Source organism: Pseudomonas sp. LBUM1652, assembly GCF_059716105.1.
This window is the reverse complement of the sequence record NZ_CP166804.1, coordinates 5,670,792-5,684,014: the sequence shown is the minus strand read 5'-3', so window position 1 is coordinate 5,684,014 and position 13,223 is coordinate 5,670,792. Positions and strand designations below refer to the sequence as shown.

The 13,223-nt window shown below is 53.9% G+C and carries 7 protein-coding genes, 2 tRNA genes and 3 rRNA genes; 10 read left to right on the top strand and 2 right to left on the bottom strand.

The features are described 5' to 3' along the window. Nucleotides 1-42 precede the first annotated feature (42 nt). Nucleotides 43-1,080: an N-acetyl-gamma-glutamyl-phosphate reductase gene (gene argC / locus ACA069_RS25730; protein WP_401270052.1), complete on the top strand. Its 1,038-nt coding sequence runs from the start codon at nucleotides 43-45 to the stop codon at nucleotides 1,078-1,080. 168 nt (nucleotides 1,081-1,248) lie between these two features. Continuing rightward, nucleotides 1,249-1,599: an iron-sulfur cluster insertion protein ErpA gene (gene erpA, locus ACA069_RS25725; protein ID WP_003228776.1), complete on the top strand. Its 351-nt coding sequence runs from the start codon at nucleotides 1,249-1,251 to the stop codon at nucleotides 1,597-1,599. A 74-nt stretch (nucleotides 1,600-1,673) separates the two neighbouring features. On the opposite strand, the gene ACA069_RS25720 is transcribed toward erpA, so the two are convergent. Next, nucleotides 1,674-2,765 (bottom strand): anhydro-N-acetylmuramic acid kinase, encoded by a 1,092-nt coding sequence (locus tag ACA069_RS25720; protein ID WP_497615454.1) that lies wholly within the window; start codon nucleotides 2,763-2,765, stop codon nucleotides 1,674-1,676. 3 nt (nucleotides 2,766-2,768) lie between these two features. After that, complete coding sequence (locus ACA069_RS25715) at nucleotides 2,769-4,193, bottom strand: peptidoglycan DD-metalloendopeptidase family protein (RefSeq protein ID WP_187681131.1); 1,425 nt, start codon at nucleotides 4,191-4,193, stop codon at nucleotides 2,769-2,771. 212 nt (nucleotides 4,194-4,405) lie between these two features. On the opposite strand from ACA069_RS25715, the gene tyrS reads away from it, so the two are divergent. The 8 genes from tyrS to ACA069_RS25675 all read left to right on the top strand — a co-directional run bounded on the left by tyrS (nucleotide 4,406) and on the right by ACA069_RS25675 (nucleotide 13,197). Then, the gene (tyrS, locus tag ACA069_RS25710; protein WP_187681133.1) at nucleotides 4,406-5,605 is read left to right on the top strand and encodes a tyrosine--tRNA ligase; all 1,200 of its coding nucleotides are present in this window, start codon (nucleotides 4,406-4,408) and stop codon (nucleotides 5,603-5,605) included. A gap of 553 nt (nucleotides 5,606-6,158) precedes the next feature. Then, nucleotides 6,159-7,695 (top strand): 16S ribosomal RNA (locus tag ACA069_RS25705). Between the two features lie 82 nt (nucleotides 7,696-7,777). Continuing rightward, nucleotides 7,778-7,854 (top strand) — tRNA-Ile (locus ACA069_RS25700). A gap of 31 nt (nucleotides 7,855-7,885) precedes the next feature. Continuing rightward, nucleotides 7,886-7,961 (top strand) — tRNA-Ala (locus tag ACA069_RS25695). A 250-nt stretch (nucleotides 7,962-8,211) separates the two neighbouring features. Further along, a 23S ribosomal RNA gene (locus ACA069_RS25690) occupies nucleotides 8,212-11,105 on the top strand. A 151-nt stretch (nucleotides 11,106-11,256) separates the two neighbouring features. After that, a 5S ribosomal RNA gene (gene rrf, locus ACA069_RS25685) occupies nucleotides 11,257-11,372 on the top strand. The 16S, 23S and 5S rRNA genes sit together here with 2 tRNA genes alongside, the layout of an rRNA operon. Before the next feature lie 132 nt (nucleotides 11,373-11,504). Continuing rightward, the gene (gene birA / locus ACA069_RS25680) at nucleotides 11,505-12,458 is read left to right on the top strand and encodes a bifunctional biotin--[acetyl-CoA-carboxylase] ligase/biotin operon repressor BirA (protein WP_401272201.1); all 954 of its coding nucleotides are present in this window, start codon (nucleotides 11,505-11,507) and stop codon (nucleotides 12,456-12,458) included. After that, entirely contained in the window at nucleotides 12,448-13,197 is a 750-nt protein-coding gene (locus tag ACA069_RS25675; protein WP_187679956.1) for a pantothenate kinase, read from the top strand. The genes birA and ACA069_RS25675 overlap by 11 nt, the downstream gene beginning before the upstream one ends. Nucleotides 13,198-13,223 lie beyond the last annotated feature (26 nt).

The following is a 13,223-nucleotide window of genomic DNA, read 5'->3' as shown; positions in this document are numbered from 1 at the left end:
TATTATCGACGGCTTTCCAGTGGGTTCGTTGAGGGCAGGTTTATGGTCAAGGTCGGTATCGTCGGCGGCACGGGTTACACCGGTGTCGAACTGCTGCGTCTGTTGGCACAGCATCCGCAGGCAGAAGTGGTGGTGATCACTTCCCGATCCGAGGCCGGTCTGGCCGTGGCTGACATGTACCCCAACCTGCGCGGCCACTACGACGGCCTGGCCTTCAGCGTGCCGGACATCAAGACCTTGGGCGCCTGTGACGTGGTGTTCTTCGCCACACCGCATGGTGTCGCTCACGCTTTGGCAGGTGAACTGCTGGCGGCGGGCACCAAGGTTATCGATCTGTCGGCGGACTTCCGTCTGCAAGACGCCGAGGAGTGGGCCAAATGGTACGGTCAGCCGCACGGTGCGCCGGAGCTGCTGGACGAAGCGGTTTACGGTTTGCCGGAAGTCAATCGTGAGCAGATCAAAAAGGCTCGCCTGATCGCGGTGCCAGGTTGCTATCCGACCGCTACTCAGTTGGGTTTCTTGCCGCTGCTTGAAGCGGGTCTGGCTGATGCTTCGCGTCTGATCGCCGACTGCAAATCCGGTGTCAGCGGTGCCGGTCGCGGTGCGGCTGTAGGCTCCCTGTACTCGGAGACGTCGGAAAGCATGAAGGCTTACGCGGTGAAAGGTCACCGTCACCTGCCGGAAATTCGCCAGGGGCTGCGTCGCGCAGCGGGCGGCAAGGATGTCGGTCTGACATTCGTCCCGCATCTGACGCCGATGATCCGTGGCATTCACTCCACGCTTTACGCGACCGTGGTTGATCGCTCGGTGGATCTGCAGGCGCTGTTTGAAAAGCGTTATGCCAACGAACCGTTCGTCGATGTAATGCCAGCCGGCAGCCATCCGGAAACCCGCAGCGTGCGTGGCGCCAACGTTTGCCGCATTGCGGTTCACCGTCCGCAGGATGGCGATCTGGTGGTGGTGTTGTCGGTGATCGACAATCTGGTCAAAGGCGCGTCGGGTCAGGCTGTGCAGAACATGAACATCCTGTTTGGTCTGGATGAGCGCTTGGGTCTGTCCCATGCCGGCATGCTGCCGTAACACTTAATCCGACACAGCAAAAAGGCCCGTCAAACGGGCCTTTTTGCATGCTGAACAGCTGGTCGGGTTTATTGATATACCGTAACAATAGTTGACCGATTTTCTCGGACAAGCGGATAATGCGCGTCATCACGCATTATGGCGGCGTAACGCCGGGAGATAGTCAGCATGAGCGTCGAATCCTTCACCCCCACGGCTTTGCAATTCACCCAAGGTGCTGCGCACAAGGTGAAGAGCCTGGTCGATGAAGAGGGGAATGATCGCTTGAAGCTGCGCGTATTCGTTACGGGCGGCGGTTGTTCAGGGTTTCAGTACGGTTTCACCTTCGATGAAGATGTGGCTGAGGATGACACCATCGTCGAGCGCGAAGGCGTGAGCCTGGTGGTTGATCCGATGAGTTTCCAGTACCTGGCCGGTGCAGAAGTGGACTACCAGGAAGGTCTGGAAGGTTCGCGCTTCGTGATCAAGAACCCGAACGCCACCACGACTTGTGGTTGCGGGTCTTCGTTCTCGATCTGATCGCACTTCGCTGCACACAATAAAACGCCGCAGAGCCTTGGGTTCTGCGGCGTTTTTTGTTGTCAGCGTTTTGTTTAGTTGGGGTAGATGGCGCCGAGTACGCGCAGCCCTTTGGCGCCAGTGACACTTGGCCGGTTGGCGGCAATACCTTCGAGGCAGCAATGGGCCAGCCAGGCGAACGCCATGGCTTCAACCCAGTCCGGATCAACGCCGTGGGTGGCGGTGCTGGCGACTTTTGCGTCCGGCAGCAGATCAGCCAATCGCTTCATCAATGTGGCGTTGTGTGCGCCGCCGCCACAGACCAACAGCTCTTGAGTATCCGTTTGAGCGCTTTGCAGCGACTCGACGACGGTCAACGCTGTCAGCTCGAGCAGCGTGGCCTGTACGTTTTCAGCGGGGAAGTCTGGCAGACGTGAGAGGTGCTGCTCCAGCCAAGGCAGGTTGAACACTTCTCGGCCGGTACTTTTCGGGCCCTTGGTCATGAAGAACGGATCACTGAGCAATGCTTTCAGCAGCGTTGGTTCAACGGTGCCGGTAGCGGCCCACTGGCCATTGCGGTCGAAGTTTTCACCGCGTTGCTGGTGAATCCAGGCATCCATCAGCACATTCCCCGGACCGCAGTCGAAACCGGCTACAGCCTTGGTCGGCTCTATCAGACTGAGATTGCTGAAGCCGCCGACATTCAGGACAGCCTGGTTACCGGTACGCTCTTCGAACAAAGCTTCATGGAAGGCGGGCACCAGAGGGGCACCTTGACCACCGGCAGCGACATCGCGACTGCGGAAGTCGCTGACAACGGTGATGCTTGTCAGCTCGGTCAGCAGGGCAGGGTTGCCGATCTGTATGGTGAAACCTCGAGCCGGTTCATGGCGAATAGTCTGGCCGTGGCTGCCAATCGCGCGAATCGCCTCCGGTTTGAGCTGTTGCTGGTCGAGGAGGGCGTGAATGCCCTGTGCGGCAAGCTTCACCCAGTTCTGCTGGGCTATCGCCGAGCGGGCGATCTCGTCAGGGCCGCTGGCGCACAAGCCAAGCAGCTCGGCGCGCAGGGATTCAGGCATGGGAATGTAGTGCGTGGCGATCAGGTTGATCGCCGAGGTCTGTTCGATCAGGGCAATGTCCAGGCCGTCGAGGCTGGTTCCGGACATCACACCGATATAAAGGGCCATGGCTTAACGCTTGCTCGAAGCCAGCATGGTGGCCTTCTCTTGATCCATACGCGCCATCAACGGCTGGCTCTGAGCCATGAAGCGGGCACGTTCTGCTTTGGCAATCGGATCGGCCATTGGCAACTTCTGGCCCAGTGGATCGACATGAACGCCGTTGACCTGGAACTCATAGTGCAAGTGCGGTCCGGTGGACAGCCCTGTCGTGCCAATGAAACCGATTACTTGGCCTTGCTTGACCGTGCCGCCGGTTTTCACGCCTTTGGCGAAGCCTTGCATGTGGCCGTATAGCGTGCGGTAGGTGTTGCCGTGCTGGATGATCACAGTGTTGCCGTAACCGCCACGACGGCCGGCCAGCAGCACTTTGCCGTCACCGGCAGCCTTGATTGGCGTGCCGCGTGGCGCAGCGTAATCAACGCCTTTGTGCGCGCGTATCTTGTTGAGGATAGGGTGTTTGCGGCCCATGGAGAACTTCGAGCTGATGCGGGCAAAGTCCACCGGCGTTCGGATGAACGCCTTGCGCATGCTATTGCCGTCGGCCGTGTAATAGCTGCTGTTGCCTTGCTTGTTGGTGTAACGCACGGCGGTGTAGGTCTTGCCGCGATTGGTGAAGCGGGCGGACAGGATCGGGCCATTGCCAACAGCTTTACCGTTGACCACTTTCTGTTCGTAGATCACATCGAATTCGTCACCCTGGCGGATGTCTTGTGCGAAGTCGACGTCATAGCCGAATACGCTGGCCATATCCATGGTCAGGCTGTGAGAGAGGCCTGCACGCGCAGCGGACTGTGACAACGAGCTGTTGATCACTCCGTGAACGTAAGCGGTACGAACGGTAGGTTTTGCGGTTACACGATTGAAGGCGTAACCCTTGTCATTCTTGGTCAGCGTGATGGTTTCAAGATCGCTGACCTTGCTGTGCAGGCTGGTGAGCTGGCCTTCCGGGTTCAGTTCAAATTCGAGCTTCTGGCCGCGTTTGAGCTGGCTGAACTGTTTGGCTTGCTTGTCGCTGGCCAGTATTTCATGCACGGCTGTGGCTGGAAGGCCGACTTTTTCGAACAGTGTCGAAAGCGTATCGCCCTTGGAAACGACGACTTCCCGGTGACCTGGCGCTTTCGGTTTTTCCGCGAGAGGTTCGGGCGCAGGTTTGGCTTCCGCGGTTTGCGGAGCGTTTTCTTCTGTGTTTTCGATTTGTGCAAACGGTGAGGCTACTGGCTCATTTGTGGCTTGAGCGGCGTCAGCAGCGTCTTGATCTTGTGTCAGTTGTTCAGCAGGACTTTCCAGTTCAAGGCTCAGGGTCGTCTTTTTGGCTTCAACATCACTGGAAGGAAATACCAGGAGCGCCAGGCTGAGAAGGGCGGCGATACCACTTGCGGCGAGCAGGTGGGTCTTCGGGTAAAGCGGTGGCGCTTTAGACGGTTCAGTGGTCATAAGTAGTTTTGACTTTGAATAGTGATGAATTGGAAAAGATGAATGACATGATGAAGATGAAATAACTGTATAAAATATAACCAAATCATCTCTTAAGCAAGTCTACAGACATCACGTCTGTGGATTGGTGTCCGTGCGCCGGGCAAAACTTGTAATTGGTGCGCGATCTTGTATGGTTGGTTCCCTTTGAATCTGAGCCTTGCGGGTCTGTTATGAAGTCGGTTGAAGAGCAGCTAGCGCTGATTAAACGTGGTGCGGAAGAACTGTTGGTTGAGTCCGAGCTGATCGAGAAGCTCAAGCGTGGCCAACCGCTGCGTATCAAGGCTGGTTTCGATCCAACCGCTCCGGATCTGCACTTGGGCCACACCGTGCTTATTAATAAGCTGCGCCAGTTCCAGGATCTGGGGCATCAGGTGATCTTCCTTATAGGTGATTTCACCGGGATGATCGGTGATCCGAGCGGCAAAAGCGCAACTCGTCCTCCGCTGACGCGCGAGCAGGTTCTGGAAAACGCTGAAACCTACAAGACTCAGGTTTTCAAGATTCTTGATCCGGCGAAAACCGAAGTTGCTTTCAACTCCACCTGGATGGATCAGATGGGGCCGGCGGACTTCATTCGTCTGACTTCGCAATACACCGTCGCTCGTATGCTTGAGCGTGATGACTTCGACAAGCGCTACACCACCAATCAGCCGATCGCTATTCACGAGTTCCTCTATCCGCTGGTTCAGGGTTATGACTCGGTCGCTCTGCGTGCGGACGTCGAGTTGGGTGGTACCGATCAGAAGTTCAACTTGCTGATGGGGCGCGAGCTGCAACGTGGTTATGGTCAAGAGGCTCAGTGCATTCTGACCATGCCGCTGCTCGAGGGGCTGGATGGCGTCAAGAAGATGTCCAAATCGCTGGGCAACTATGTCGGCATTCAGGAAGCTCCGGGTGTCATGTACAGCAAGTTGGTTTCGATTCCGGATGCGTTGATGTGGCGCTACTTTGAATTGCTCAGCTTCCGCTCCATGGATGAGATCAATGCGTTCCGCGCCGATGTGGAGGCAGGTGCTAATCCGCGTGACATCAAGATCAAGCTGGCGGAAGAGATCGTTGCGCGCTTCCATGGTGAGGAGGCTGCGGCTAATGCTCATCGTGCAGCGGGTAACCGTATGAAGGATGGTGAGCTGCCGGATGATCTGCCGGAAATCGAATTGGCTTCTGCTGAGGATATGCCGATTGCTGCCGTCCTTAATAAAGCAGGGCTGGTGAAGAACTCTGCGGCGGCGCGCGATCTGCTCGCTTCCGGTGGTGTGCGTATAGATGGTGAGGTCGTTGATCGTTCCTTTATATACGTAGTGGGTGCGACCCACGTTTGCCAGGCTGGCAAGAAGGCGTTTGCGCGAATTACGCTGAAATCTGAATAAAGTTGAGATTGGGGGTTGACGGCGAATTCTAGGAGTCTATAATTCGCCCCACTTCCGGCGCAGTCGAAACGGAAAACTCCTTGAGATTCAATGAGTTATACGGTTTTCGGCAGTGGGTTGCTTCAGTTCATCGAAGCCTGGAAGGAGTTGAAAGAGCGGTGATGTTTGGCTCTTTTAACGGTTCGATCTTCTCGGTCGAAAGCGGAGAAAAAGAGGTGTTGACAACAGCGACTAACGCTGTAGAATTCGCCTCCCGCTAACGAGAGATCGGAAGCGCAAGTGGTTGAAGTTGCTGAAGAATTCTTCGAAAACTTCTGAAAATAATCACTTGACAGCAAATGAGGCTGCTGTAGAATGCGCGCCTCGGTTGAGACGAAAGATCTTAACCAACCGCTCTTTAATAACTGAATCAAGCAATTCGTGTGGGTGCTTGTGGAGTCAGACTGATAGTCAACAAGATTATCAGCATCACAAGTTACTCCGCGAGAAATCAAAGATGTAACCAACGATTGCTGAGCCAAGTTTAGGGTTTCTTAAAAACCCAAAGATGTTTGAACTGAAGAGTTTGATCATGGCTCAGATTGAACGCTGGCGGCAGGCCTAACACATGCAAGTCGAGCGGATGAGAGGAGCTTGCTCCTGGATTCAGCGGCGGACGGGTGAGTAATGCCTAGGAATCTGCCTGGTAGTGGGGGACAACGTTTCGAAAGGAACGCTAATACCGCATACGTCCTACGGGAGAAAGCAGGGGACCTTCGGGCCTTGCGCTATCAGATGAGCCTAGGTCGGATTAGCTAGTTGGTGAGGTAATGGCTCACCAAGGCGACGATCCGTAACTGGTCTGAGAGGATGATCAGTCACACTGGAACTGAGACACGGTCCAGACTCCTACGGGAGGCAGCAGTGGGGAATATTGGACAATGGGCGAAAGCCTGATCCAGCCATGCCGCGTGTGTGAAGAAGGTCTTCGGATTGTAAAGCACTTTAAGTTGGGAGGAAGGGCATTAACCTAATACGTTAGTGTTTTGACGTTACCGACAGAATAAGCACCGGCTAACTCTGTGCCAGCAGCCGCGGTAATACAGAGGGTGCAAGCGTTAATCGGAATTACTGGGCGTAAAGCGCGCGTAGGTGGTTTGTTAAGTTGGATGTGAAATCCCCGGGCTCAACCTGGGAACTGCATTCAAAACTGACAAGCTAGAGTATGGTAGAGGGTGGTGGAATTTCCTGTGTAGCGGTGAAATGCGTAGATATAGGAAGGAACACCAGTGGCGAAGGCGACCACCTGGACTGATACTGACACTGAGGTGCGAAAGCGTGGGGAGCAAACAGGATTAGATACCCTGGTAGTCCACGCCGTAAACGATGTCAACTAGCCGTTGGGAGCCTTGAGCTCTTAGTGGCGCAGCTAACGCATTAAGTTGACCGCCTGGGGAGTACGGCCGCAAGGTTAAAACTCAAATGAATTGACGGGGGCCCGCACAAGCGGTGGAGCATGTGGTTTAATTCGAAGCAACGCGAAGAACCTTACCAGGCCTTGACATCCAATGAACTTTCCAGAGATGGATTGGTGCCTTCGGGAACATTGAGACAGGTGCTGCATGGCTGTCGTCAGCTCGTGTCGTGAGATGTTGGGTTAAGTCCCGTAACGAGCGCAACCCTTGTCCTTAGTTACCAGCACGTAATGGTGGGCACTCTAAGGAGACTGCCGGTGACAAACCGGAGGAAGGTGGGGATGACGTCAAGTCATCATGGCCCTTACGGCCTGGGCTACACACGTGCTACAATGGTCGGTACAAAGGGTTGCCAAGCCGCGAGGTGGAGCTAATCCCATAAAACCGATCGTAGTCCGGATCGCAGTCTGCAACTCGACTGCGTGAAGTCGGAATCGCTAGTAATCGTGAATCAGAATGTCACGGTGAATACGTTCCCGGGCCTTGTACACACCGCCCGTCACACCATGGGAGTGGGTTGCACCAGAAGTAGCTAGTCTAACCTTCGGGAGGACGGTTACCACGGTGTGATTCATGACTGGGGTGAAGTCGTAACAAGGTAGCCGTAGGGGAACCTGCGGCTGGATCACCTCCTTAATCGACGACATCAGCTGCTCCATAAGTTCCCACACGAATTGCTTGATTCATTGAAGAAGACGATAAGAAGCAGCCCGAAATTGGGTCTGTAGCTCAGTTGGTTAGAGCGCACCCCTGATAAGGGTGAGGTCGGCAGTTCGAATCTGCCCAGACCCACCAATTTTGTGTGGGAAACGCCTGTAGAGAATACGGGGCCATAGCTCAGCTGGGAGAGCGCCTGCCTTGCACGCAGGAGGTCAGCGGTTCGATCCCGCTTGGCTCCACCACTACTGCTTCTGAAGTTTTGAAAGCTTAGAAATGAGCATTCCATCAGTATGATGATGAATGTTGATTTCTAGTCTTTGATTAGATCGTTCTTTAAAAATTTGGGTATGTGATAGAAAGATAGACTGAACGTTACTTTCACTGGTAACGGATCAGGCTAAGGTAAAATTTGTGAGTTACTCTGAATTGAGTATTATCGAATTTTCGGCGAATGTCGTCTTCACAGTATAACCAGATTGCTTGGGGTTATATGGTCAAGTGAAGAAGCGCATACGGTGGATGCCTTGGCAGTCAGAGGCGATGAAAGACGTGGTAGCCTGCGAAAAGCTTCGGGGAGTCGGCAAACAGACTTTGATCCGGAGATGTCTGAATGGGGGAACCCAGCCATCATAAGATGGTTATCTTGTACTGAATACATAGGTGCAAGAGGCGAACCAGGGGAACTGAAACATCTAAGTACCCTGAGGAAAAGAAATCAACCGAGATTCCCTTAGTAGTGGCGAGCGAACGGGGACTAGCCCTTAAGTGGCTTTGAGATTAGCGGAACGCTCTGGAAAGTGCGGCCATAGTGGGTGATAGCCCTGTACGCGAAAATCTCTTAGTCATGAAATCGAGTAGGACGGAGCACGAGAAACTTTGTCTGAATATGGGGGGACCATCCTCCAAGGCTAAATACTACTGACTGACCGATAGTGAACTAGTACCGTGAGGGAAAGGCGAAAAGAACCCCGGAGAGGGGAGTGAAATAGATCCTGAAACCGTATGCGTACAAGCAGTGGGAGCCCACTTTGTTGGGTGACTGCGTACCTTTTGTATAATGGGTCAGCGACTTATTTTCAGTGGCGAGCTTAACCGAATAGGGGAGGCGTAGCGAAAGCGAGTCTTAATAGGGCGTCTAGTCGCTGGGAATAGACCCGAAACCGGGCGATCTATCCATGGGCAGGTTGAAGGTTGGGTAACACTAACTGGAGGACCGAACCGACTACCGTTGAAAAGTTAGCGGATGACCTGTGGATCGGAGTGAAAGGCTAATCAAGCTCGGAGATAGCTGGTTCTCCTCGAAAGCTATTTAGGTAGCGCCTCATGTATCACTGTAGGGGGTAGAGCACTGTTTCGGCTAGGGGGTCATCCCGACTTACCAAACCGATGCAAACTCCGAATACCTACAAGTGCCGAGCATGGGAGACACACGGCGGGTGCTAACGTCCGTCGTGAAAAGGGAAACAACCCAGACCGTCAGCTAAGGTCCCAAAGTTATGGTTAAGTGGGAAACGATGTGGGAAGGCTTAGACAGCTAGGAGGTTGGCTTAGAAGCAGCCACCCTTTAAAGAAAGCGTAATAGCTCACTAGTCGAGTCGGCCTGCGCGGAAGATGTAACGGGGCTCAAACCATACACCGAAGCTACGGGTATCACCTTCGGGTGATGCGGTAGAGGAGCGTTCTGTAAGCCTGTGAAGGTGAGTTGAGAAGCTTGCTGGAGGTATCAGAAGTGCGAATGCTGACATGAGTAACGACAATGGGTGTGAAAAACACCCACGCCGAAAGACCAAGGTTTCCTGCGCAACGTTAATCGACGCAGGGTTAGTCGGTCCCTAAGGCGAGGCTGAAAAGCGTAGTCGATGGAAAACAGGTTAATATTCCTGTACTTCTGGTTATTGCGATGGAGGGACGGAGAAGGCTAGGCCAGCTTGGCGTTGGTTGTCCAAGTTTAAGGTGGTAGGCTGGAATCTTAGGTAAATCCGGGATTCTAAGGCCGAGAGCTGATGACGAGTCATCTTTTAGATGACGAAGTGGTTGATGCCATGCTTCCAAGAAAAGCTTCTAAGCTTCAGGTAACCAGGAACCGTACCCCAAACCGACACAGGTGGTTGGGTAGAGAATACCAAGGCGCTTGAGAGAACTCGGGTGAAGGAACTAGGCAAAATGGCACCGTAACTTCGGGAGAAGGTGCGCCGGTGAGGGTGAAGGACTTGCTCCGTAAGCTCATGCCGGTCGAAGATACCAGGCCGCTGCGACTGTTTATTAAAAACACAGCACTCTGCAAACACGAAAGTGGACGTATAGGGTGTGACGCCTGCCCGGTGCCGGAAGGTTAATTGATGGGGTTAGCTAACGCGAAGCTCTTGATCGAAGCCCCGGTAAACGGCGGCCGTAACTATAACGGTCCTAAGGTAGCGAAATTCCTTGTCGGGTAAGTTCCGACCTGCACGAATGGCGTAACGATGGCGGCGCTGTCTCCACCCGAGACTCAGTGAAATTGAAATCGCTGTGAAGATGCAGTGTATCCGCGGCTAGACGGAAAGACCCCGTGAACCTTTACTATAGCTTTGCACTGGACTTTGAATTTGCTTGTGTAGGATAGGTGGGAGGCTTTGAAGCGTGGACGCCAGTTCGCGTGGAGCCAACCTTGAAATACCACCCTGGCAACTTTGAGGTTCTAACTCAGGTCCGTTATCCGGATCGAGGACAGTGTATGGTGGGTAGTTTGACTGGGGCGGTCTCCTCCTAAAGAGTAACGGAGGAGTACGAAGGTGCGCTCAGACCGGTCGGAAATCGGTCGTAGAGTATAAAGGCAAAAGCGCGCTTGACTGCGAGACAGACACGTCGAGCAGGTACGAAAGTAGGTCTTAGTGATCCGGTGGTTCTGTATGGAAGGGCCATCGCTCAACGGATAAAAGGTACTCCGGGGATAACAGGCTGATACCGCCCAAGAGTTCATATCGACGGCGGTGTTTGGCACCTCGATGTCGGCTCATCACATCCTGGGGCTGAAGCCGGTCCCAAGGGTATGGCTGTTCGCCATTTAAAGTGGTACGCGAGCTGGGTTTAGAACGTCGTGAGACAGTTCGGTCCCTATCTGCCGTGGACGTTTGAGATTTGAGAGGGGCTGCTCCTAGTACGAGAGGACCGGAGTGGACGAACCTCTGGTGTTCCGGTTGTCACGCCAGTGGCATTGCCGGGTAGCTATGTTCGGGAAAGATAACCGCTGAAAGCATCTAAGCGGGAAACTTGCCTCAAGATGAGATCTCACTGGAACCTTGAGTTCCCTGAAGGGCCGTCGAAGACTACGACGTTGATAGGTTGGGTGTGTAAGCGCTGTGAGGCGTTGAGCTAACCAATACTAATTGCCCGTGAGGCTTGACCATATAACACCCAAGCAATTTGCGTCGAAAGGCCAGATTGCGGTGTGTGAAGACGAAACGAACCGAAAGTTCGATGTTCACAAAACACCGACAGCTGTCACATACCCAATTTGCTGAAGCGAGGCCAGCCGGTCACGACTCAGTACCCGAATTTCTTGACGACCATAGAGCGTTGGAACCACCTGATCCCATCCCGAACTCAGCAGTGAAACGATGCATCGCCGATGGTAGTGTGGGGTTTCCCCATGTGAGAGTAGGTCATCGTCAAGATTAAATTCCGAAACCCCAATTGCGAAAGCAATTGGGGTTTTGTTTTGCCCGCAGGAAATGCGCCTGCTTGATTTCTATGCAACGGCCCGGGGCATGGCTATTATTCGGGCCTCATTGTGAGGCGAGACCTGCATGCTGACGTTGTTGAATCTTCTGAAGGATGGGCGATTCCATTCTGGTCAAGACCTGGGTGCAGCCTTGGGAATTAGCCGAAGTGCGGTGTGGAAGCAGCTTCAGCATCTTGAGGTTGAGCTTGGGCTATCTATCCACAAAGTTCGAGGCCGTGGCTATCAGTTGGCTGCTCCATTGATGCTGCTCGATCCTCTAAAAATGGCGGGAATGAAAGTCGGCTGGCCAATAACTGTCTTTGATTCTATCGACTCCACCAACGCAGAGGCATTGCGCGCGATTGGCCAAGGCCAATCGGCGCCCTTCTTGGTGCTTGCCGAGCGGCAGGTCGCCGGGCGCGGACGTAGAGGGCGCAAGTGGGTAAGTCCGTTTGCCGAAAACCTTTATTACAGTCTTGTTCTGCGTATTGATGGTGGAATGCGCCAGCTTGAAGGCCTGAGTCTCGTTGTTGGATTGGCCGTTATGCAGGCCCTGCGGAAGATGGGGGTGCCCGGTGCAGGTTTGAAGTGGCCCAACGATGTTCTGGCGGGCAATAAGAAAATTGCCGGCATTCTGCTGGAGCTGATTGGAGATCCGGCAGATGTGTGTCACGTGGTGCTAGGTATAGGCATTAACGTGAATATGCAGGTTGCAGAAGAGGTCGACCAACAATGGACGTCTATGCGGCTTGAGTCTGGCAAAAACTGTGATCGCAATGTCCTGGTCGCTGAATTGAGCGAGCAGTTGCAGGCATACATACAGCGGCAGCAAATGCATGGTTTTTCGGTTCTCCAGGCGGAATGGGAGGAAAATCATTTGTGGCAGAAGCGTTCCGTGTCGTTGATTGCTGGTGTCAACCAAATAGATGGTGTAGTGCTCGGTATTGATAGTCAGGGTGCGTTGCGATTACAGGTGAATGGCGTGGAAAAAGTCTTTAGTGGTGGCGAGCTCAGCCTGAGGTTGCGTGATGATTCTTGAGCTTGACTGCGGCAACAGCTTTATAAAATGGCGTGTGCTGAATGCTGAGGCTGTTACTTTGATCGCGGAGGGGGTGGTCGACTCAGATCAGGCGCTCAGTGAAGGTCTGTGGGCGCTGAGTGGGGTGTCGTTAAGCAAGTGCCGATTAGTGAGTGTTCGTTCCGCCGAGGAAACCGGTGCATTAATTCAGATGCTTAAGCAAGAGTTTGGAGTAACGGTCATATGCGCGGAGCCTGCTCGTGAGATGTCCGGTGTTGTAAACGGTTACGAAGAATACGAGCGTCTAGGGCTTGATCGTTGGCTGGCTATGCTCGGCGGGTTTCACTTGGCTAAAGGTGCGTGCCTGGTGCTTGATTTCGGCACGGCGGTTACCGCCGACTTCATTGCGCAAGATGGGGGGCATCTCGGTGGCTTCATCTGTCCGGGTATGCCGTTGATGCGCAGTCAGTTACGAACCCATACCCGAAAAATTCGTTATGGCGATCTTGCAGCAGAGCGTGCATTAACCAGTCAGGCGCCCGGTCGAAACACTGTAGAGGCGGTGGAGCGCGGCTGCTCCATGATGCTGAGGGGGTTCGTGCTCACCCAGCTCGAAATGGCGCGAGCATATTGGGGGGACGGCTTCACTGTTTTCATTACGGGTGGTGATGCTGGGTTGGTTGCAGATGTCGCGCCTGAGGCCAGGATTGTTCCTGATCTTGTATTCGTAGGTTTGGCTATGGCGTGTCCTTTGTCCTGAGGTAGGTTTGGCTATGGCGTGTCCTT

Bases quoted from the DNA above. Each gene is read 5' to 3' on its own strand.
- argC (WP_401270052.1), top strand. From the start codon at position 43: ATGGTCAAGGTCGGTATCGTCGGCGGCACGGGTTACACCGGTGTCGAA.
- erpA (WP_003228776.1), top strand. From the start codon at position 1,249: ATGAGCGTCGAATCCTTCACCCCCACGGCTTTGCAATTCACCCAAGGT.
- ACA069_RS25720 (WP_497615454.1), bottom strand. From the start codon at position 2,765: ATGGCCCTTTATATCGGTGTGATGTCCGGAACCAGCCTCGACGGCCTG.
- ACA069_RS25715 (WP_187681131.1), bottom strand. From the start codon at position 4,193: ATGACCACTGAACCGTCTAAAGCGCCACCGCTTTACCCGAAGACCCAC.
- tyrS (WP_187681133.1), top strand. From the start codon at position 4,406: ATGAAGTCGGTTGAAGAGCAGCTAGCGCTGATTAAACGTGGTGCGGAA.
- birA (WP_401272201.1), top strand. From the start codon at position 11,505: ATGCTGACGTTGTTGAATCTTCTGAAGGATGGGCGATTCCATTCTGGT.
- ACA069_RS25675 (WP_187679956.1), top strand. From the start codon at position 12,448: ATGATTCTTGAGCTTGACTGCGGCAACAGCTTTATAAAATGGCGTGTG.